Source organism: Psychrobacter halotolerans (assembly GCF_039680845.1).
GTDB lineage: Bacteria > Pseudomonadota > Gammaproteobacteria > Pseudomonadales > Moraxellaceae > Psychrobacter.
Genome location: NZ_JBDKWD010000003.1, coordinates 283,348 through 303,396, shown reverse-complemented (window position 1 = coordinate 303,396; position 20,049 = coordinate 283,348). Strand labels below are relative to the sequence as shown.

General features: G+C 43.8%; 19 protein-coding genes. 7 read left to right on the top strand and 12 right to left on the bottom strand.

From position 1 onward, the window contains the following. Positions 1 to 278: 278 nt before the first annotated feature. Positions 279 to 1,151, bottom strand: a complete 873-nt coding sequence (gene yghU / locus AAJP47_RS07830) for a glutathione-dependent disulfide-bond oxidoreductase (protein ID WP_346717347.1) — start codon at positions 1,149 to 1,151, stop codon at positions 279 to 281. 273 nt (positions 1,152 to 1,424) lie between these two features. Between yghU and AAJP47_RS07825 the strand changes: the two genes are divergently transcribed. Continuing rightward, positions 1,425 to 2,801: a DHA2 family efflux MFS transporter permease subunit gene (locus AAJP47_RS07825; protein WP_346717346.1), complete on the top strand. Its 1,377-nt coding sequence runs from the start codon at positions 1,425 to 1,427 to the stop codon at positions 2,799 to 2,801. A gap of 150 nt (positions 2,802 to 2,951) precedes the next feature. Here the strand turns inward: AAJP47_RS07825 and bfr (AAJP47_RS07820) are convergent, their stop codons facing one another. From bfr (AAJP47_RS07820) to AAJP47_RS07810, 3 genes are all read right to left on the bottom strand, one after another. Further along, positions 2,952 to 3,434 (bottom strand): bacterioferritin, encoded by a 483-nt coding sequence (bfr, locus tag AAJP47_RS07820; protein WP_346717345.1) that lies wholly within the window; start codon positions 3,432 to 3,434, stop codon positions 2,952 to 2,954. Between the two features lie 65 nt (positions 3,435 to 3,499). Beyond that, positions 3,500 to 3,988, bottom strand: coding sequence for a bacterioferritin (bfr, locus tag AAJP47_RS07815; protein ID WP_346717344.1), 489 nt, complete (start codon positions 3,986 to 3,988; stop codon positions 3,500 to 3,502). A 526-nt stretch (positions 3,989 to 4,514) separates the two neighbouring features. Next, positions 4,515 to 4,706, bottom strand: coding sequence for a (2Fe-2S)-binding protein (locus AAJP47_RS07810; protein ID WP_346717343.1), 192 nt, complete (start codon positions 4,704 to 4,706; stop codon positions 4,515 to 4,517). Positions 4,707 to 5,078: 372 nt separating this feature from the next. Here AAJP47_RS07810 and AAJP47_RS07805 point away from each other — a divergent pair, with 372 nt between their 5' ends. Continuing rightward, positions 5,079 to 5,402, top strand: coding sequence for an ArsR/SmtB family transcription factor (locus tag AAJP47_RS07805; protein WP_346717342.1), 324 nt, complete (start codon positions 5,079 to 5,081; stop codon positions 5,400 to 5,402). Between the two features lie 98 nt (positions 5,403 to 5,500). Here AAJP47_RS07805 and AAJP47_RS07800 read toward each other — a convergent pair whose 3' ends face one another. The 6 genes from AAJP47_RS07800 to sat all read right to left on the bottom strand — a co-directional run bounded on the left by AAJP47_RS07800 (position 5,501) and on the right by sat (position 12,585). After that, complete coding sequence (locus AAJP47_RS07800; protein ID WP_346717341.1) at positions 5,501 to 6,223, bottom strand: sulfate/molybdate ABC transporter ATP-binding protein; 723 nt, start codon at positions 6,221 to 6,223, stop codon at positions 5,501 to 5,503. An 11-nt stretch (positions 6,224 to 6,234) separates the two neighbouring features. Continuing rightward, a complete protein-coding gene (gene cysW / locus AAJP47_RS07795) occupies positions 6,235 to 7,176 on the bottom strand; it encodes a sulfate ABC transporter permease subunit CysW (RefSeq protein WP_346717340.1) in 942 nt (313 codons plus the stop codon). 1 nt (position 7,177) lies between these two features. Then, on the bottom strand, positions 7,178 to 8,059 hold the full coding sequence (cysT, locus tag AAJP47_RS07790) for a sulfate ABC transporter permease subunit CysT (protein ID WP_346717339.1): 882 nt from the start codon (positions 8,057 to 8,059) through the stop codon (positions 7,178 to 7,180). 250 nt (positions 8,060 to 8,309) lie between these two features. After that, positions 8,310 to 9,419 carry a sulfate ABC transporter substrate-binding protein gene (locus AAJP47_RS07785; protein ID WP_346717338.1) on the bottom strand — a complete coding sequence of 370 codons (1,110 nt, stop codon included), beginning with the start codon at positions 9,417 to 9,419 and terminating at the stop codon, positions 8,310 to 8,312. A 267-nt stretch (positions 9,420 to 9,686) separates the two neighbouring features. Continuing rightward, on the bottom strand, positions 9,687 to 10,751 hold the full coding sequence (locus AAJP47_RS07780) for a sulfate ABC transporter substrate-binding protein (RefSeq protein ID WP_346717467.1): 1,065 nt from the start codon (positions 10,749 to 10,751) through the stop codon (positions 9,687 to 9,689). A 577-nt stretch (positions 10,752 to 11,328) separates the two neighbouring features. After that, positions 11,329 to 12,585 (bottom strand): sulfate adenylyltransferase, encoded by a 1,257-nt coding sequence (sat, locus tag AAJP47_RS07775; RefSeq protein ID WP_346717337.1) that lies wholly within the window; start codon positions 12,583 to 12,585, stop codon positions 11,329 to 11,331. Between the two features lie 488 nt (positions 12,586 to 13,073). On the opposite strand from sat, the gene AAJP47_RS07770 reads away from it, so the two are divergent. The 3 genes from AAJP47_RS07770 to AAJP47_RS07760 all read left to right on the top strand — a co-directional run bounded on the left by AAJP47_RS07770 (position 13,074) and on the right by AAJP47_RS07760 (position 16,090). Continuing rightward, positions 13,074 to 14,759: a nitrite/sulfite reductase gene (locus AAJP47_RS07770; RefSeq protein ID WP_346717336.1), complete on the top strand. Its 1,686-nt coding sequence runs from the start codon at positions 13,074 to 13,076 to the stop codon at positions 14,757 to 14,759. Continuing rightward, a complete protein-coding gene (locus AAJP47_RS07765; RefSeq protein ID WP_346717335.1) occupies positions 14,752 to 15,348 on the top strand; it encodes a DUF934 domain-containing protein in 597 nt (198 codons plus the stop codon). The genes AAJP47_RS07770 and AAJP47_RS07765 overlap by 8 nt, the downstream gene beginning before the upstream one ends. A 103-nt stretch (positions 15,349 to 15,451) precedes the next feature. Beyond that, positions 15,452 to 16,090, top strand: coding sequence for a phosphoadenosine phosphosulfate reductase domain-containing protein (locus tag AAJP47_RS07760; RefSeq protein ID WP_346717334.1), 639 nt, complete (start codon positions 15,452 to 15,454; stop codon positions 16,088 to 16,090). Between the two features lie 102 nt (positions 16,091 to 16,192). On the opposite strand, the gene AAJP47_RS07755 is transcribed toward AAJP47_RS07760, so the two are convergent. Next, positions 16,193 to 16,933 carry an SDR family NAD(P)-dependent oxidoreductase gene (locus tag AAJP47_RS07755; protein WP_346717333.1) on the bottom strand — a complete coding sequence of 247 codons (741 nt, stop codon included), beginning with the start codon at positions 16,931 to 16,933 and terminating at the stop codon, positions 16,193 to 16,195. A gap of 148 nt (positions 16,934 to 17,081) precedes the next feature. Between AAJP47_RS07755 and AAJP47_RS07750 the strand changes: the two genes are divergently transcribed. Then, positions 17,082 to 17,204, top strand: a complete 123-nt coding sequence (locus AAJP47_RS07750; protein WP_346717332.1) for a hypothetical protein — start codon at positions 17,082 to 17,084, stop codon at positions 17,202 to 17,204. Between the two features lie 78 nt (positions 17,205 to 17,282). Here AAJP47_RS07750 and AAJP47_RS07745 read toward each other — a convergent pair whose 3' ends face one another. Further along, positions 17,283 to 17,984, bottom strand: a complete 702-nt coding sequence (locus tag AAJP47_RS07745; protein WP_346717331.1) for an aspartate/glutamate racemase family protein — start codon at positions 17,982 to 17,984, stop codon at positions 17,283 to 17,285. 301 nt (positions 17,985 to 18,285) lie between these two features. Between AAJP47_RS07745 and cobA the strand changes: the two genes are divergently transcribed. After that, the gene (gene cobA / locus AAJP47_RS07740) at positions 18,286 to 19,908 is read left to right on the top strand and encodes a uroporphyrinogen-III C-methyltransferase (RefSeq protein WP_346717330.1); all 1,623 of its coding nucleotides are present in this window, start codon (positions 18,286 to 18,288) and stop codon (positions 19,906 to 19,908) included. The last annotated feature ends 141 nt before the right edge of the window (positions 19,909 to 20,049 follow it).

Sequence of the window (20,049 nt, the reverse complement as noted above, 5' to 3'; positions counted from 1 at the left end):
TCCGGCTATCTTAACGTATTAATGTTTCTAACTGTTATATTAATGTAATTTATTGTAAAATCCAAGTATGTTTTTCATTATATAATCATATAAGAATATATTTGGGCGTATTGAACATTTAACTATGGCACTGATAGAAACGATTTTTTAAACCATTCGAAGATAAACCTAGTAAGTATGGCCTAATAAATTCACGCAAAAAATAAGGCCGATAGGTAAATTACTATCAGCCTTACTATTAAAATAAATAGTTACCGTCTCTCAGCTTATCCGCCAATTTAATCAATCGGTTTTAGGGTCAAATCCACCGCACGCTTCACAGCGGGACGTTCAGCAATTTTCTGGGCCCAACGCTTCACATGAGTGTAGTCGTCTACTTGTAAAAACTCGGCCGCATCGTAGAGTTTGCCCAGTACCAATTGACCATACCACGCCCAGATAATCATATCAGCAATGTTATAGTCTTCTTCGCTGCTACCACACATATACGTATTGTCTTCTAGATGTTTATTGAGCACATCAAGTTGACGCTTAGCTTCCATTGTGTAGCGATTGATAGGATATTCTAATGGTTCAGGCGCATAGGCATAGAAATGACCGAAACCACCGCCTAAAAAGGGCGCACTACCCATCTGCCACATCACCCAAGACAAACAGTCTGCTCGTTTCTTTCCAGCGGATGCAGGGATAAACTTGCCAAATTTTTCTGCTAAATACATCAAAATGGCACCCGATTCAAAAATAGCAATAGGCTCGCTTGTCTCATCGCCCGTTTGCGCCGAATCGCTTGAGTGATCGACTAACGCTGGAATTTTAGAATTGGGATTGATAGCGACAAACCCTGAACCAAATTGCTCGCCTTTTGAGATATCAATTTTATAAGCATCATACTCGGCACCTTTAACGCCAATCTCAGCCAGCTCTTCTAGCAGTATATTGGCCTTAACCCCATTTGGCGTATTCAGTGAATACAACTGTAGCGGAGCATCACCGACAGGTAGCTCTTTTTCATAACGCGCGCCTGCCGTCGGACGATTAATACTAGCAAACTTACCACCATTGTCTTTGTCTTGTACCCAAACCTTGGGCGGTACATAGCTATTGCCTTGCTCTTTAGACTCATTGCTCGATTTATTATTATCTTGGCTCATAACCTATCCTTAATTTATTTTTTTGGTGTATATCTCTCATGAATTTTCACTATAACGAAAATTTGCCCCTACATTAAAGTCCTCTCTTGTAATCAATGTTATCGCAAGTTGGCTTATGTCTTAAAGATTTGACGCTCAATCGTTACTTTGAGTCACTGTTATTGTTAGTGAGTCTTTTTTATACTACCCAGCTTATACAGTGATCTGTTCATATACAGGTCGGCAATGTACTGCCTCTGCTTGTTCTATAATGAGATGTCTAATGAGATATACATGGTAACGCTCACTCCCACACAAGATAAATACCTGCCCTATGTCCTAGCGGTGGCGTTGTTTATGCAAATCTTAGACGCCACTATATTAAACACCTCTTTGCCGCAAATGGCACAGGCATTGGGCGAGTCGCCATTAAAGATGCAATGGGCGGTCATCAGCTACGCTCTAACCTTGGCAATCTTCATTCCTCTGAGTGGGTTTTTGGCAGATAAATATGGCACTCGTCGCGTGTTTTTATCAGCCATCATCATTTTTTGTATTGGCTCGCTATTATGCGCCGTATCGCCAACGTTAGATTTTTTGATTGGTTCACGTATCATTCAAGGCATTGGCGGGGCGATGATGACACCTGTTGCCCGTCTCATCTTGGTTAAATCCTATCCGCGCAATAAGCTGTTAACGGTCATGAATTTTGCGGTGATCCCTGCATTGGTCGCGCCGCTGGTAGGGCCAGTTTTGGGCGGCTATATTGTGCAATATGCCAGCTGGCATTGGATATTTTTGATCAATATACCAATGGGAATAGCAGGTTTTATCATGGGTAAAAAGCTCGTACCTGCTTTATTTGAGGAGACTCAGCGTCTTGATTGGACGGGTTTTTTACTGTTTGCGGCCGCCGCTTGTGGGTTTACCCTTGCGGTAGAGTTTGGTGCGCAATCGGGTCGCGGGTTTTATGGCTTGTTGCTTGCGTTGGCGGCCAGTCTACTGATTGGTATTTATATCTGGCATGCCAAACGCCGACCCGCATCCTTGTTTCCGCTGGCTTTGTTTGACATTCGCACCTTTCGTATCGGCATTACTGGCAACCTTTTTACGCGGCTTGGTATTAGCGCCATCCCCTTTTTACTGCCTTTACTGCTACAAGTAGTATTTGAATACTCGCCCTCACAAGCAGGCTGGCTACTTGCCCCTATTGCTGTGGGTGCCATCGGTATCAAGCCATTTGTGAGTAAGATTATCCAGCGTTTTAGTTACCGTAAAGTATTGGCCTACAATACCTCGTTGCTGGGATCACTTATCATCGTTTTGACACAGTTCAATGACGCCGCGCAGTGGCTCTGGTTCATCCCCATTCTGACTTTAATGGGCGCCTGTAACTCTATGCAGTTCAGTGCCATGAACACCATTACTATCGGTGATCTACAAGGGACACAGACCAGTAGTGGCAACAGCTTAATGGCGGTCAATCAGCAGTTAGCGATTAGCTTTGGGATTGCCTTTGGTGCCGCTGTCTTGAATCTATTACGTGAGCGTATGCAAATGGATACCCTGGCCGCGTTTCAGACCACGTTTTGGGTAATGGGTATTTTAACCATTTTGTCAGGACTGTTCTTTTTGCGTCTAAAGCCTGAAGATGGTCGCGGCTTGTACTAATCCTGTACTAAGCCTCAAGAAAAGAATCCTCAAAAAGAGAAGCGTCAATTTTAGTAGCCATAGATTTTACTAAATATTAGACATAAAAATGCCAGCATAGTCGCTGGCATTTTTATGTAACTTGATTATCAATCATATTAAGACGCTTGTTTAGGGCGTATCGTCATCATTGATTTGCGATTGGATGTAACGCTCTACACCCATGCTCTTAACCAAATCTTCTTGAGTATCAAGCCAATCTTCATATTCTTCATTGCCATCTTTTAACGTGTTTAATAGATGACGAGAGACATAATCAGATTTTGTCTCACACAGAGCAATGGCGTCCGTGATAATGTCAAATTTCTGCTTTTCTAAACGTAAGTTGCAATCGATTACCTCTGGCACATCTTCGCCAATAAACATTTTGCCGTAATCCTGCAAATTTGGTAATCCGTCTAGCAACAAAATTCGTGCAATCAGATCATCTGACCATTTCATCTCAGCAATAGATTGCTTATAAAAATTTTCGTTGAGCGCTTCTAAGCCCCAATGACGGGTAATACGTGCGTGCAAAAAATACTGATTGATGGCAATCAATGACTGTCCAAGTACTTTGTTTAAGGCACGAATGACCTCTTTATCCCCTTTCATGATCTTTCTCCCTATCTATTTATTATTTTGACTGGCCATTATAACGGTTCATATCCATCATGATATTAAACAAGATTGGGAGTGACTTCAGCCACTTGGCTTTGTAGATAATTGGGCAAACCAATCATATCAATGAGACGCAACTGTTGCTCTAGCCAATGCGCATGATCTTCTTCCGTATCTTTCAACTGCAAAACCAGCATCTCACGTGTGACATAGTCGCGTTCTTCTTCACAAAGCGCGATACCGTCTTTTAGATGCTGCTGCACCTGATATTCTAAGTCCAGATCTAATTGCAACATTTCAGGAACGTCGCTGCCAATTTTAATGTCATTGACGCTCATTTTCGGCGTACCGCTTAGCATCAAAATACGGCGAATGATGGCTTGGGCGTGCAGGGTTTCGTCCGCCATTTCATGATGGATACGATCATACAGTTTGCCATAATGCCATTCAGCATACATCTCTGAATGTATGAAATACTGGTCACGAGCAGCAAGCTCACCGCCTAATAAAAAATTCAAATAATCGATGACTTTTTGGCTACCTATCATACCCTGTACTCCTCTATTTATATTTTACACACTACCAAACATTCAAAATCAATCCTAGGATGATCGTCATGTCAGTAAACGAATCCGTAAAGATCACCATCAATAAGATGTCTTGTGACGTTAGATGAGTATAGTAGCATATAGGTGCGGTCACACATGTAATGTTGTGAACTAAGAATAAGATGCTAGTTGAGAATCATAATTAGCTAGTTTTAGCGGACATAACAATGCACCATTCTATTTGATATGAATGGCTTATTCGCTATACATGGGAGGTAAATGAAGAGCAGATAGTATTTTGAGCAGATACTACAATTTGAACAGGTACTATAAAATAAACTAAGGACAAGAGTGATAGGTACAGTTACCGTTCACCCTTGATAAACAATGCAACTTCGATAAATAACGCATTAAAGGCAACGGTAAAATGCTGAGTACTTCATCTATATTATACAAAAATCTATGCTATACGAAAGTAAAGCCACAGTCGAGCTAACAGATCAATTCATTAAGAGGCTTTTAACGCTCAAACCGCATAAGCCAATACATCGAGTTTGGTGTGATGTTCTTCTAAATAATCATTAACCATAGGCTCACAGCAGCCGCAGCAGGTTGCAACGTCGAGGGTCTCTTTTAGACCGTCAAGGGTATCAATGCCTGACGCAATGGCGGCTTTAATTTGCTTTTCTTTTACGTCGTTACAGATACATACGTACATAGACAGGCTCCTCTGGATAACTCTCTTTAGCAACAGCTTTTTACTGCTTATTAATTGAAGCACGAATAACAGATACTTTGGATGAGTCACCAAACTGCGTTTCCCTACCTTTCAAATCGCGCTTATTACTATAGTTATAATAACGATAATTATTATCATTTGCAATAGCGTTTTGCCATTAGTTGTTATCAGGGTTTCGCTATATATCAGAGGTCTAACTGGTGTCAGTCCCGTTAGATATCCATGTAACTAAATACGATAAAAGGTAGTAAATTAGCGACGAACTGTAAATTTGCTTATTTTTTAATCGATTTTGTGCAAAACTGCTGGTATATTGTACCCCTATTAACCCCGCTTCATTGGAATTGTTCTATGTCTGATAATAATTTTACGATACGACCTATCGAGTTATTTAAAGTCTTATCTGATCCGACGCGATTAAAAATATTTCAAATCTTATTCAAAAAAGAAGCGCGCTGTGTGGGCGACTTGGTCGAAATCTTAGATCAACCTCAGCCCACAATATCTCGTCATCTCAATCATTTGAAGAAGTTGGGTATTTTGAGCTGTGTTCGTGATGGTACGTGGATGTGGTATGAAGTTGCTGATGATTTACCAGAATGGTGCTTAAGTATTTTAGACATTACTTATAAGCAAATAGTAAATAAAGACATTGATATGTCGGCATCCGCTTAAAACATAAAAAAAGACCTATCAGTGATAGGTCTTTTTTATATATGGCTATTTGATTAAGGATTTTTATACCGGCGCTAAATTAAACAAGATCCAATAAGTTAAACAAGATCTAAGAAGTCACTAATAAAGGCATTGGCGGGCTTATGAATGAGCTCATCCGATGTCCCTACCTGCTCTACTCGTCCTTGATTCATCACCACAATCTCATCAGATACCGCGCGTGCTTCTTCTTGATCATGCGTCACCATAATACTGGTAATACCCAATTCGTGATGTATGTTTTTTAGCCATGTGCGTAGCTCTTTACGTACCTTAGCATCCAATGCCCCAAATGGTTCATCTAATAACAAAAGCTTTGGCTTTACGGCCAGTGCTCTTGCCAGCGCAATACGTTGACGCTGCCCGCCTGACAGTTGATGCGGATAGGCATTGGCGATTTGTGGCAGTTGTACCAGCTCCAATAGCTCTGTGACGCGTTTATTAATCTCAGCTTTATTGGGTCGCTCGTTCTTTGGCAGTAATGTTAGTCCAAATCCGACATTGTCCGCGATGTTTTTATGCCGAAACAGCGCATAATGCTGAAACATAAAACCAATATGGCGTTTTTGTACAGGTGTATTGGTCACGTCCAGCTCATCAAACAAGATTTGCCCAGAGTCTGCATATTCTAAACCAGCAATAATACGTAGCAACGTCGTCTTACCGCAACCTGAAGGCCCAAGCAAGGTGGTCAGCTTGCCGGTAGGTACCGTAATATTGATATTGTCTAAGGCGGTGAAATCACCAAAATTTTTATTAACGTTACGAATCTCAATGCTCATAATAGTGTCTCTTATGGTCTTTTTGGCGTCTCTTGTTTTTCTGGAGTGGTCGCATTGGCGCTCACTGGCAGCTCAGGTGCGCTTGCCAATCGCTCGGACTTGGCAAACTTACGCTCTTGTAGCTTAGTCATCACTTGCTGAATGAGCAAAGTAATCAAAGCCAAGGCAGCAAGTAAACTTGATAAGGCAAAGGCGGCGGTAAAGTTATAGTCGTTATAAGCAATCTCAACCAACAACGGCATGGTATTGGTTTCACCGCGAATATGACCTGATACCACGCTCACCGCACCGAACTCGCCCATCGCACGCGCATTGGTCAAAATCAAACCATACAGTAGCGCCCATTTGATATTTGGCAAGGTCACGTGCCAAAAAGTCTGCCAACCTGTCGCGCCCAAAGTCAGCGCCGCTTGCTCCTCAGAGTCGCCTTGCGTTTGCATTAAAGGGATCAGCTCACGGGCCACAAATGGGAAAGTGACAAACAAGGTGGCCAAAACAATACCGGGCACCGCATAGATGATTTGAAACCCCATGCTCTCAAGCCAGCCACCCAAGGTAGAGTTAAGGCCGAATAACAATACGAACATCAAACCTGCCACCACGGGTGATACCGAAAACGGCAAATCAAGTAAGGTGGTCACCAGCTGTTTGCCTTTGAACTGATACCGCGTGACCAGCCAAGCGATAGCGATACCCATGACCATGTTGATTGGCAGAACAATGGCGGCCGTGATTAAGGTAAGCTTGATCGCTTCTAATGCCTCTGGATCAACCAGCGAGGCCACATATAATTGCCAGCCACTTTTAAAGGCTTCATAGAATACCGCCAACAGTGGTATGACCAACATGACAACCATAAATAGTACTGCAATCGCAATAAAGATGCGACGTACCCACGGCGTGTCTTTGGTCGCAGGATTGCTTTGGTAATCGTAGCTATTGGATATTTGCATATTAGTGGGCTCCTACGCGGCGCGACAGTTTCCACTGGACAATATTAATTGTTAGCAAAATCACAAAGGAGATGAGCAGCATGAATAAAGCAACGGCGGAGGCACCTTGAACGTCAAACTGCTCAAGTTTACTAATAATAATCAGCGGTAAGATCTCAGACTGCATGGGAATGTTACCTGCGATAAAAATCACCGAACCATACTCGCCAGTAGCACGGGCAAACATCATCCCCGCGCCCATCAACAAAGCAGGTAACAGCTCTGGCAGAATAACCTTGCGAAAAGTGGTTAAACGATTGGCGCCCAATACCGCTGAGGCTTCTTCAAATTCAACGGATAACTCGGCCAAGACAGGCTGAACCGCACGTACAATAAAAGGAAAACTCACCACCACTAAGGCAAGCCAGATGCCAATCGGGGTAAAAGCCACTTGAATGTCAAACCTTTCAAACCATTGACCGATTAAGCCATTCGGGGCATAAAGTGTGGCAAGCGAGATACCAGTGACCGCCGTTGGCAAAGCAAATGGCAGATCGACCAGTGCATTGATTAGCGACTTGCCCCAAAACTCATAACGCACCAATACCCATGCCACCAGCGTCCCAAATACCATGTTGGTGAGCATCGCCAAAAACGACATCCATAACGTCAATTTAATAGCGGCTGTGACCTGCGGCTGGGTAATCGTCTCCCAAAAGCCACTCCAGCCCATTTGTGTGGTGGTATAAGCCATCATCGCAAACGGTAAAACCACCAATAACGATAAGCTAAAGACAGTGATGCCCATGCTTAAACCAAACCCCGGCAGCACATTGCGTTGACGCAAACGTGTCAGCCAGCCTTTTTTAGGAGGACTGCTGGTAGAAGAAGATGTTGCACTCATATGGTAGTGTCCTATTGCCTATCTGATGGTACTTATCATGACCATGTTGTATCGGGTTAATGGTTGGTCCGTCTGTTGGTAAAGAACTGGTTTATAAAGGACATAGCGTATTTAAAGGATTATGGTATAAAGGACATAGCGTAGAACGCCATGTCCTTTAGGTGGGTTCATGACCCAATGCTCATACTGATGGCATATCGCTCATCGTGAGCGCTGTCATTATTCGACAGGCGTTATTATTGAACGATCACTATTCTGGTGCGTTCACAGCCAGTTGATCGAACACCCCACCATCGCTGAAGTATGTACTCATGATCTCATCCCATGATCCAAACGCATCATTTGGGCGAAAGGTGTCAACGGGTGGTAACTTGTCGCTGTTTTTATCAAGAACGCTTTTGACACTAGGACGTAAATATAGGTCGGCGGCCAGCTGCTGAGCAGGCTCGCTCCATAGATAATCAAGATAGGACTTTGCCGCCTCTGTGGTGCCTTTTTTGTCTGTCACCGATGTGACGACCGCCACTGGGCTTTCTGACTTAATAGAGTATTTGGGATAAACGATATCGACTTTACCCGCGCCAAAATCAGTGGCAGCTAAATTGGCTTCATTCTCAAACGTTACCAGCACATCGCCAATACCGCGCTGTACAAACGTTGTGGTGGCAGCACGTCCGCCATTTTCATAAACTTTGACGTTTTGGAGCATGTCTCTTATATAGCTTTTGGCAGCGGTTTCATCGTTATCAAAGGCGTGCAAACCGTAACCATACGCGCCCAAGAAGGCATAACGACCATTGCCCGTCACTTTTGGGTTGGCCAAAACAATCTCGACACCGTCTTTGGTCAAATCTTCCCAATCATTGATGCCTTTTGGATTATCCTTACGCACCAAAAACACGATGGTACTGGTAAATGGCACCGCATTATCTGGGAACTTACTTTGCCAATCTGACGCAACCAACCCTTTTTTCTCAAGCAGCTCAATATCAGAGCCTTGGTTCATGGTTGCTACATCTGCTTGCAAGCCGTTTGCCACAGAAAGCGCTTGCTTACTTGAACCACCATGCGACTGATTAACGCTGATATTGCTGTCTGGATGTTCCGCTTTATAATGCTCAACGAATAATGGGTTGTAATCTTTATAAAAGTCGCGCGCCACATCATAAGAGACGTTTAACAGCTCGATATTTTGACTGTCTGTGGTCGCAGCGGTCCCATCTGCATTCGCCGTCTCTGCCTGCTCATTGTTGCTACAGCCAGCCAGACCTAGCGTCAGTGCAACGCCTGCAATACCTAGGGCGTTAAGTGGCACATTGAATATTTTACTTTTTTGTTGATACTGCGCGGCATATGTCATAAGTTTCTCAAAGGTATTTGTTAAACAATACCGTATGCTAACAGCGCCATCTTATTATGTTTAATGATGAATATGCGTATGTTATTGCCAAAACGGAATAACAAGGCTATAAGCCAAACATTTTCAAGCAGTTAATACAACGCAGTAGATAAAAGACGTACAGACTGCCAGCCTTATAAAGAAGCGCGACGTTCCTTGTCGTATTCGCCGCTTCTTTGATTGACAGTTTGCTAGTCAGGGATTTTGTTAAAGCATGGATTACAAGGATTACTGGGCACGTGCCAGCGCATCAAAGCGTGCACCATCGACAAAGAAGGTAGCCATAATCTGATCCCAAGACCCAAAAACACTCACAGGATCAAAGGTAGTGATCGCAGGCAAGGTGTCTTTATGGGCGGCAAGGACTTGCTCATTGCTAGGACGCATATACATCTGCGCCATGAGATCCTGCGCAGGCGTGTCCCATAGTCCTTTTAGATAAGCGGTTGCCGCCTCTGTTTTCCCGGCCTTATCAGTGACCGCTGTCACGACTGCCACTGGGTTATTGATCAAAACAGAGTAGCTTGGATAAACGATATCAACTTGTTCTTTGGCAAAGTTTTTACTGGCTAGATGCGCTTCGTTTTCAGTCGTAATCAGCACATCACCAAGCCCGCGCTGAGTAAAACTGGTTGTCGCGGCGCGTGCACCATTGTCATAAGTGACGACGTTTGCCAGCATTTTTTTGATAAGCGCATCGGTTTTGGTATGGCTTTCTGGGTTTTCGTTAAAGCTGTGTAATCCGTAACCGTAAGCCCCCAAAAAGGCATAACGCGCCGTACCGCTGGTCTTGGGGTTTGGCATGACCACATTAATGTCATTACGGGCTAAATCTGACCAGTCTTTGATGTTTTTTGGATTGCCATTCCGCACGAGTAGCACCATGGTACTGGTGTAAGGCACGGCGTTGTTTGGTAATGCTTCTCGCCAGTTGCCAGAGACCAAGCCTTTTTCGACCAACAGATTCATATCGCTTTCTTGGTTAAACGTCACCACATCCGCTTGCAAGCCATTGGCGACAGACAGTGCTTGTTTACTGGAGCCGCCATGCGACTGGTTAATTTTTATTTCGCTATTTGGGTTTTCTTTTTGATAACTTGCACCAAAAAGCTCGTTGTAGTCTTTATAAAAATCACGCGACACGTCATAAGAGACATTCAATAGGCTAACGTCTGTTTGACCACCTGTTGTGTTTGACGCGCCTTGTGTGGTTTTGGCTTCGTTAGAACCACAGCCAGTAGTGAGCATCGCTATTGCCAGCACGCCACTCATGCTAAGAATACGCGTCTGCATGTTTTTAGTTCTAGAGACGGTCGTGTCTTGGGCATTGGTTTTATTAACATGATGAGATACGGTTTTTTGGCTTATTTTAGTCATTTTTCTGCTCATTAATTGCACGAATGTTTTTGATAAAGTGGCTAGAACCATTTTTTTAGAATGCTTATAAAATTAATAAGTGGCGTACGGTTCTATGGATGATGAGAACTATGCTAGCAGTTTGTTTGGCAAAGGCTTAATGACGAATCAGCTTATCGAGTGAGTAACTTGGCATAAGTGATCTGCTGATTGATGCTAAGGCCAATGTTTTTTAACAAGCAGTTAAGAAAGATGAGAATAAACAAAAACTTTTAGCAATCACATTTTTTAATAAACCAAGTATTTGACGTTATAGTAAGATCACTATAAAAAAGAGCCAACATGGCTGGGATAAATTTTTTGCCGCCTCTGTCAGCAACGCTACAGCCAGCAAGAAAAATTTGTACCAGCCACGCATTATCAGGTTGTATATCGATTTTATTGAGTAGCGACTATCACAAAAAAAGGGTCAGACAATAAGCCTGACCCCTTCTCTTATACTACAGACAAGCACTTATACCGCAGAAGCGCCTGTTAGCTTCACCTCGGCACGCTCTTCGCGAGCGATACCTGCATAGTAATTACGCAAGATTTCTAAGACTTCAGGACGACTGAAGTTTTCTGGTACCTCCTCGTCTTCTGACAAGGCTTTACGCAGTTTTGTCCCTGAGACTTTGACATGCTCACTGGCATCGTGCGGACAGGTTTTGTCAGAGGCCATGGCGTTACAGGCATTACACCAGAAGGTCCAGCCAATTTTTAACGGCTGCGTAATCAAATCGTCTTTGCCAACATATTCAAAAATGGTCTGCGCATCAAACGCTCCGTAATAATCACCAACGCCTGCATGATCACGGCCAACAATCAGATGACTACAGCCATAGTTTTGACGGAATACCGCATGCAGTAATGCTTCACGTGGCCCTGCATAACGCATGTCAAGTGGATAACCTGCTTGAATGACCGTGTCTTTTCTAAAGTAGTTGTCAATCAGGGTTTTGATCGCTTCTTGACGCACTTCTGCTGGAATGTCGCCCGGCTTTAATGCACCAAGCAAGGAGTGAATCAACACGCCATCACAAATCTCGATGGCAATTTTAGCCAAATACTCGTGCGAGCGATGCATCGGGTTACGTGTTTGGAATGCAGCAACCGTTTTCCAGCCTTTGGCGTCTAGGATTTCACGCGTCTCAGCGGGTGTTTTATAAATCTCTGGATAAAGCGTTGGGAACTCGCCTTCACTCAATACTTCAACGCTACCTGCAACGTTAACCGCTTCTTGATTCAATACTTGTTGTACGCCTGGATGATCGGCATCGGTCGTGGTAAATACTTTTTCGCACTCATATTCTTTGTCGATGGTATAGGTTTCTTCCACCGTCAAAATGCCCATGACTTCGCCATCTTGCGCAACCAAAGCGACTTTATCGCCTTGAGTCAGACTGTCAGCCGTTTCTTTAGGCGCAGACAAGGTGATCGGAATTGGCCAAAACAAGCCAGCATTGTCGCCGCTTTGCAGGCGCATATTATCGACCACGCCTTGCCAGTCAGCTTGATTCATAAAACCGTTTAATGGCGTAAAACCGCCGATACCAAACATAATCAAATCACCGCGCTCTCGTGAGCTTAATGTAATGGTCGGCAAAGTGCTGGCAAGCTGTAGCGCTTGCGTGCGGGCGTCACCTTCTAATAATAGTGGTTTGAGTACTGGGCTACCGTGTGGAGGAACCAATTTTGATTGGGTCTGATGTTGATTCTGATTCTGGGTCATAGGAATATTAAAACCTTAATAAAAAAGAGATTAGAAAAAATAAGAAATAATGCAAAAAGACACTAAAGTCAGTTTAAGATAGATCGATACGTGAATAGCTGCGTGACTAACTATATGCTACGGGTTATACGCTGCGGGGATAAATTTTTTGTCGCCTCTGTCACACTTGCGAACAGCAGGCAAAAAGAATTTATCCCTGTAGCACTGTATCGGTTTTAAAGTGAATCAATGATAAATATAGTGGTTACTCGTCTGTCATCAGACGTTAGATTTGATACGCATAGGCTACCTAACTTTCTATATGAAAATTTATGCTGTGTTTGGATATGGATATGTCAGATAGGAATTTATGTTTATAGAGGCAAGCTTATATGATGGTAAGCTGAATTATTTATGATGTGATTGGTGCCAACTGTAATTACCTATTAATACACGCACCCATTCATCATTTATCACCGCTTTTAAGATTAAAAAACTGAGATTACGTCATGTATCAATACAATTACGCTGATCAGACTTTGGTAGAAGAACGAGTTGCCCAGTTCCGTGACCAAACCGAACGATTTTTGGCAGGTGAGCTACCAGAAGAGCAATTTTTGCCACTGCGTTTGCAAAACGGTCTTTATATCCAGCGTTATGCGCCAATGCTGCGTATTGCCATTCCTTATGGTCTGTTTGCCACTTACCAGCTGCGTAAGTTGGCAGAGATCACGCGCAAATACGACAAAGGGTACGGGCACTTTACTACCCGTACCAATATTCAGCTGAATTGGCCAAAGCTTGAAGACGTGCCAGATATTTTGGCGGAGCTTGCCTCAGTACAGATGCATGCCATCCAAACCTCAGGTAACTGTATTCGTAATACCACAACCGACCCTTATGCTGGTATTCATCAAGAAGAGATTGCCGATCCGCGTCCTTATTGTGAGATTATTCGTCAGTGGTCAACCTTTCACCCTGAATTTGCTTTTTTGCCGCGTAAATTTAAGATCGCAGTCGTCGGCACTGCCAATGACCGCGCTGCCACGCAAGTACACGACATCGGCCTTCATTTAAAAACCAATGAAGCTGGTGAGCTTGGCTTTGAAGTATTGGTCGGTGGCGGTCTTGGCCGTACGCCTGTGATTGGCAAAGTAATCAATGAGTTTTTACCGCGTCAGCACCTGCTGAGCTATTTAGATGCGATTTTGCGCGTTTATAACTTGCATGGTCGCCGTGACAATAAATACAAAGCCCGTATCAAGATATTGGTTGAAAGCATGGGCGGCCCCGCTTTTGCCAAATTGGTCGAAGCTGAATGGCAAGCACATACCAAAGACGGTCCGCTTACCTTGACTGAGGACAATTTTGCGACTGCCAGCAGCTTCTTTACGGAGCCTGATTATGCCAGCTTTGATGCGCTACAAGTACAGTCAGAATTGCAACAACAGCTTGATGCCAATAAAGAATTTGCCAATTGGTACAATCAAAACACGGTCGCCCATAAAATCGCAGGCTATCGTGCTGTGGTGATTTCCCTAAAAGCTGGCGTGGTCGATGGTCGCTATATCCCATCAGGTGATTTGAGCGAATCGCAAATGGACGCCCTCGCCGATCTTGCCGACAAATACAGTTTTGGCGAGTTGCGCGGTACCTACCAGCAGAATCTGGTCTTCGCTGATGTACAAACCAATCAGTTATATGAGTTATGGCAACAGTTGTCTGAGCTACATTTGGCACGCGCTAACATCAACACGCTCACCGATATGATCGTCTGTCCGGGCTGGGATTATTGCTCACTTGCCAATGCCACCACACACAATATCGCTGAGCAAATCGAAAAACAGTTCGATGATCTAGACTACCTGTACGACTTGGGTGAGATTCGACTCAATATGTCAGGCTGCATGAACGCCTGTGCGCATCATCATACTGGCGATATCGGTATTTTGGGTGTCGATAAAAAGGGTGAGCATTGGTATCAGATCAGCCTTGGCGGCAACTCAAGCAACGATGCCAAGATCGGTAAGATATTGGGCAAAGCCGTACCCGCCACCGATGTGGCGATTACCTTACAAAAAATATTGGACGTTTATTTAGAGCAGCGCGTCAGCAATGATAATGACGTAGAGCGTTTCGGTGATTTGGTGGATCGTGTTGGTATCGCGCCCTTTAAGGAGAAGGTCTATGGGTAATCATCATGTGCTAAACAGTGATGGGGTCGATATCAGTCAAGACGACACGTGGCTTGCGCTTCATACTGATGCGCTACCAGACGGTATTGCCCTATCGCACCTCTCACTACTTGAGCTACTACAAAAACAAGAAAAGCTTGAAGTCGTATTACCGCTTGCTGATCTATTGGATAAAGAAGGCAGCCTTGCTGGCGGTCTATTACAAGAAGTACGCGAATTGGTGAGTCAACATGCCAGCCGTGTGGGCGTTTGGATCACGTCCGATAGCGATACTGGGGTTCTCTTAGGCTTACCCGAATTTTTATTGCAGCAAGATTTGATCGTGATTCATGTTCCGGTCTTTACTGATGGTCGCGGCTTTAGTTACGCGCAAACCTTGCGCCAAATCGGTTATACAGGTGAGATTCGTATCGCAGGCAAGTTTGGCCGTGACCAAATCGCTTATTTATTACGTGCAGGCGTTGACAGCTTCGTACTGAGCGAACATGACATGCAGTCCATCTCGGATATCAGTCAAGCCTTTAACGCGCTTGCCAGCAGCTATGACGGTCGCCATGCGGCAGCGTTACCCATGTTTTCGGGCACTTAATTTTTTATCAAGGTTTCGTTTTTTATCAAAAGCCTTGTATCAAAATGAATTCGCTATTTTATACCAATAACATTTTATACTAACAACCGTTAAGGAATGTCACATGAGCCAACTACATCCAAACCTAGATATCGATCAGGCCAACCAAGAATTGCAAGGTAAGTCACCAGAAGAAATCGTTACTTGGGCATTATCGCAAGCCAAAAACCCAATTATCACCACCAACTTCCGTCCTTATGAGTCAGCGATTTTGCATTTGGTTGCCAAACAGCGTCCTGACATCACAGTATTATGGGTGGATTCAGGTTATAACACTGATGCCACTTATCAGTTTGCCAATAAAGTCATTCGTGATCTAAACTTGAACGTGGTCACTTACATTCCTAAGCAAACCGCTGCGCATCGTGACGCGACCATGAATGGTATCCCGGGCATCGACAATCCACAGCATGATGAATTTACGGATCAAGTAAAACTTGAGCCATTCCGCCGCGCTCTAGATGAACTACAGCCTGATGTGTGGTTCAACGCCATTCGCAAAGATCAAACCGAGTTCCGTCAAGGGCTAGATGTACTGAGCTTATCAAAAGATGGCGTGTTAAAAGTGGCGCCATTATTTGAAAAAACAGACGCGGACTTGGACGTCTATCTTGAAGAGCATGACTTGCCAAATGAGTTTGATTACTTTGATCCAACCAAAGTAGAAGAAAGCCGTGAGTGTGGTCTGCATACTCAGTTATAATCTTCGATAACCCCTCACAGCATTATGTAACAACAATAAAAAAGCCCTCTCAAAATGAGAGGGCTTTTTTATTGTTGACGACCATGTTGGCAACTATTGAAGCTATTTGCGACCTAGTACCCAACCGCCATCCATCAAAACGTTAGCGCCTTGCATATAATTAGAATCATCAGATGCCAAAAATACGGCAAGTGCAGCAATCTCTTCAGGCTTACCAGCACGCTTGGCAGGAATACGCTCTAAACGCTCATCTTCAATACCCTCAGTCATTGGGGTCTTTATAAAACCTGGCGACAATGTATTAACTTTGATGCCTTGACTACCAAAATCGAAAGCCAACTGTTTCGAGAACCCCAAAATGGCATGCTTGGAGGTAACATAGGCTGAGCCACCCGGTCCTGCCATTTGTGTCGCTTGCGAACCGACATTGATAATGGCGCCGCCGCCTTGCTTAATAAAATGCGGAATCACTATTTTGGAAGCCAGATAAGGCGCTTTGACATTAATCGCCATCAATTTATCATAAAAATCTTCTTCTAGCTCAACCGCATTGTCATAAGCATCATGAATACCAGCACCGTTATATAAAATGTCAATCTGACCATAAGTCGTTAATGCTTTGTCAACAACGGCTTGAATGTCGCTCTTTTCCGTCACATCAGCTTTTACGAAAATGGCGTCTTGATTGTTATCTTTAATGTCTTTGACGATTCGATTGCCGTCTTCCTCATCGCGTCCTGTGACGACTACTTTAGCGCCTTCATTGGCAAACGCTTTAGCCGTCGCTTCACCTAATCCTGAAGTGCCACCAAATACAATCGCCACTCTGTCTTGTAATTTCATAGTATGTTTACTCTTTTTAAATATTATTAATATACGATCGATTATCTTAAAACATGCTAGCACACACTAATTTGGGATATGTTAGCGTGTGTTAGATAATTTATTGATTTGAGAAAGTAATTTCATCGTTTGAAAAACAGACGCGGACTTGGACGTCTATCTTGAAGAGCATGACTTGCCAAATGAGTTTGATTACTTTGATCTAACCAAAGTAGAAGCAAGCCGTGAGTGTGGTCTGCATACTCAGCTACAAATAAAAGCTGACAGATAAAACTCAATAACGAACCGTGTTGCAAAAAGCGGCGATGATTTTACTGTCATTGCTTTTTTTATGGTTGAATTTGACCTTCTACTCTCTACTTAGCGCCTTTTCTACTATTGCTTTTGTGTGTACGTGGGTAGTAGAAATTAATTGCGAGTGAGTATTAAGCTCATCCTTTAATAATAATGGAATTTCAGTACAGCCTAGAATGACAGCATCTGCACCCTCATCTACTAACCGTCGACTGTGATCTAAAAAATAGGCTTTATTGTTATCATTAAAATCTCCCAAACATAGGTCATCAACAATTCTTTGATGAATATCTTGCATGTGCGCCTCATTTGGCACCATTACGTTTATACCAAAATCAGCCAACGCTTTTTTATAAAAGTCACCTGTCATAGTCTGATAGACACCCAATAGGCCGACCTTTTTATAGCCTAAATGGTCACATGCTTTGGCTGTCTCAGTGGCAATATGTACTATTCTTTGACGTGAATATTCTGGAAGATCCTTTATAAATCGATGAATGCCGTTAGCACTTAAGGCAATGACTTCAGCCTGTGCAACCTCTAATACGTTGACAGCATCAGCCACCATCTTTGAACAAATCTGTTCTGTAGGGTCGCTGGTGAGTCGATCTAAAAATAAATGCTCATTGACACTTTCTATGACAATATGTGCTGACGTATTATCTTTAAATGCTTCTCGAACATGCTGGTTAATTAGGGCATAGTATTCGTGAGTAGACACCCAACTTAAACCACCCAATAGTCCAATTTTTTTCATTTATTTACCCCTACGTTATAGATGATACCAATGTATCAAGAAAATCAATCGCTTTCTGCACTGATTCTTTAGCGTCACGAATCCTAAAAAACCTTAAAACCCAAGGTCTGGCTGATACATTCGAAAGTTTGCTACCAAACCTTCGCTATCTATTTGAAATTTTATAATCTATTCCTTTTATAATCAAAAAACCTCACTATCATGACAAAAACGAATATACTAATGCCAATTCACTGCGTGAGCGTGCGCTTGTGATCCCTCATAATGACGACATCTCTTAAATACAATAAATGGTGACGCTATGAACACCTTCCCGCTATTTTTTAAATTAGAAAATCAAAAAGTACTTATCGTGGGTGGCGGTGAAGTGGCACTACGTAAAGCCGACTTACTAAGCCGCGCCGGTGCGCGTATTACGATTCTTGCACCTGATATCAGCCATGAAATACGAGAGTTGCTGAGTGAGGATAAGCATGAATTGGTTGAAGAAAACTATCATAAATCCTATATGTCGGGTGCGCGCGTTATCATTGCAGGTACTGATGACGAAGCGCTAAATCATCAAATTCATGCCGATGCGACGGATTTAAATATCCCCGTCAATGTGGTCGATACCCCGCCGCTCTGTGATTTTATTTTCCCGGCCATTGTCGATCGCAATCCTATTGTGATTGGTATCTCATCCAACGGCAAAGCGCCTGTGCTGGCACGTCTACTGCGCGCCCGCCTTGAAACCCTGATTCCGCAAGGCTATGGTAAATTAGCAAAGCTGGCTGGCGAGTTTCGGAGTGAAGTAAAAGCCAAAATACCGACCCTTACCGGACGTCGCCAATTTTGGGAGCGTGCCTTCGAAGGTCAAGTCAGCCAGCTGATGTTTGCGGGTAATGAAAATGAAGCAATCGCCCAGCTACAAGCCGACTTAGACAGTACCGCCGCCGCCATTAGTAAAAAAGATGCGGTGGATACTGACACAGCGCAGACAAACGCGCCTGTTATATCAGACGCATCGACCGATTCTCAAAACTCCGTGTATCAAACCCCTGACTCTCAAACCAACGTGGGTGAAGTCTATATCGTTGGTGCAGGCCCTGGCGATCCAGAACTGCTCACATTTAAAGCGCTGCGCTTAATGCAGCAAGCGGATATTGTCTACTATGATGCGCTGGTGTCGCCGCAAGTGCTGGATCTATGTCGCCGTGATGCGGACAAGGTATTTGTCGGTAAAAAACGCAGCAATCATACGGTAGCGCAGCTTGGTATCAATGAGCTGTTGGTCAATAGCGCCAAAAAAGGTCGGCGCGTGGTGCGTCTAAAAGGTGGCGATCCCTTTATCTTTGGACGAGGCGGCGAAGAGATTGAAAGTCTGCGCGCGCATGGTATTCCTTATCAAGTGGTACCAGGGATTACTGCGGCCAATGCGGCGGCCAGTTATGCTGGTATCCCGCTCACCCACCGTGACCACTCGCAATCCGTGCGTTTTGTCACGGGATTTTTAAAGGCGGGCGCGCCCAATAGCAACTTTAAAAACTTTTTGGATACCGATGAGACCGTAGTGTTTTATATGGGTCTGCATTCGCTCTCGCGGTTGACCGAAGGATTGATTGAGGCTGGACGCAGTGCCGACACACCCATTGCGATTGTCTCTAATGCCAGTATGCCCAATCAGCAAGTATTGACGGGCACGCTTGCGACTATTGTTGAGCAGCAAACGCAGGCACAACTGCCCACACCCGCCTTACTGATTATGGGCAATGTGGTCAGCTTACACGATGATTTGTCTTGGTATAATCAATACAACCAAAACAGCGCTGACACCGCAGATAACTGGTTACGCGAAGGCATATCAAGCCTTAATAAAGACAAAAAATCATCTACGAATCAGCAAGCGCATGCCTTATCTATGATCGCTAATCTTGCAGAATAGCGTGAGAATATCTGGAAAAATGAATTAAAGAACGGTCACTAACAATTGCACAAGCCCTGCCAAAATACTGGTGGGGCTTTTTTATATATGGCAACAGAGCAAAGCCGCACAAATCTTGCTAGAATGAAAGATCTCTACTCA

Coding starts and splice junctions, on each gene's coding strand:
- sat (WP_346717337.1), bottom strand. CDS start 12,585: ATGACCCAGAATCAGAATCAACATCAGACCCAATCAAAATTGGTTCCT.
- AAJP47_RS07745 (WP_346717331.1), bottom strand. CDS start 17,984: ATGAAAAAAATTGGACTATTGGGTGGTTTAAGTTGGGTGTCTACTCAC.
- AAJP47_RS07825 (WP_346717346.1), top strand. CDS start 1,425: ATGGTAACGCTCACTCCCACACAAGATAAATACCTGCCCTATGTCCTA.
- cobA (WP_346717330.1), top strand. CDS start 18,286: ATGAACACCTTCCCGCTATTTTTTAAATTAGAAAATCAAAAAGTACTT.
- cysT (WP_346717339.1), bottom strand. CDS start 8,059: ATGAGTGCAACATCTTCTTCTACCAGCAGTCCTCCTAAAAAAGGCTGG.
- AAJP47_RS07770 (WP_346717336.1), top strand. CDS start 13,074: ATGTATCAATACAATTACGCTGATCAGACTTTGGTAGAAGAACGAGTT.
- yghU (WP_346717347.1), bottom strand. CDS start 1,151: ATGAGCCAAGATAATAATAAATCGAGCAATGAGTCTAAAGAGCAAGGC.
- AAJP47_RS07755 (WP_346717333.1), bottom strand. CDS start 16,933: ATGAAATTACAAGACAGAGTGGCGATTGTATTTGGTGGCACTTCAGGA.
- AAJP47_RS07805 (WP_346717342.1), top strand. CDS start 5,079: ATGTCTGATAATAATTTTACGATACGACCTATCGAGTTATTTAAAGTC.
- AAJP47_RS07800 (WP_346717341.1), bottom strand. CDS start 6,223: ATGAGCATTGAGATTCGTAACGTTAATAAAAATTTTGGTGATTTCACC.
- AAJP47_RS07765 (WP_346717335.1), top strand. CDS start 14,752: ATGGGTAATCATCATGTGCTAAACAGTGATGGGGTCGATATCAGTCAA.
- AAJP47_RS07780 (WP_346717467.1), bottom strand. CDS start 10,751: ATGCAGACGCGTATTCTTAGCATGAGTGGCGTGCTGGCAATAGCGATG.
- cysW (WP_346717340.1), bottom strand. CDS start 7,176: ATGCAAATATCCAATAGCTACGATTACCAAAGCAATCCTGCGACCAAA.
- AAJP47_RS07760 (WP_346717334.1), top strand. CDS start 15,452: ATGAGCCAACTACATCCAAACCTAGATATCGATCAGGCCAACCAAGAA.
- AAJP47_RS07810 (WP_346717343.1), bottom strand. CDS start 4,706: ATGTACGTATGTATCTGTAACGACGTAAAAGAAAAGCAAATTAAAGCC.
- AAJP47_RS07785 (WP_346717338.1), bottom strand. CDS start 9,419: ATGACATATGCCGCGCAGTATCAACAAAAAAGTAAAATATTCAATGTG.
- bfr (WP_346717344.1), bottom strand. CDS start 3,988: ATGATAGGTAGCCAAAAAGTCATCGATTATTTGAATTTTTTATTAGGC.
- bfr (WP_346717345.1), bottom strand. CDS start 3,434: ATGAAAGGGGATAAAGAGGTCATTCGTGCCTTAAACAAAGTACTTGGA.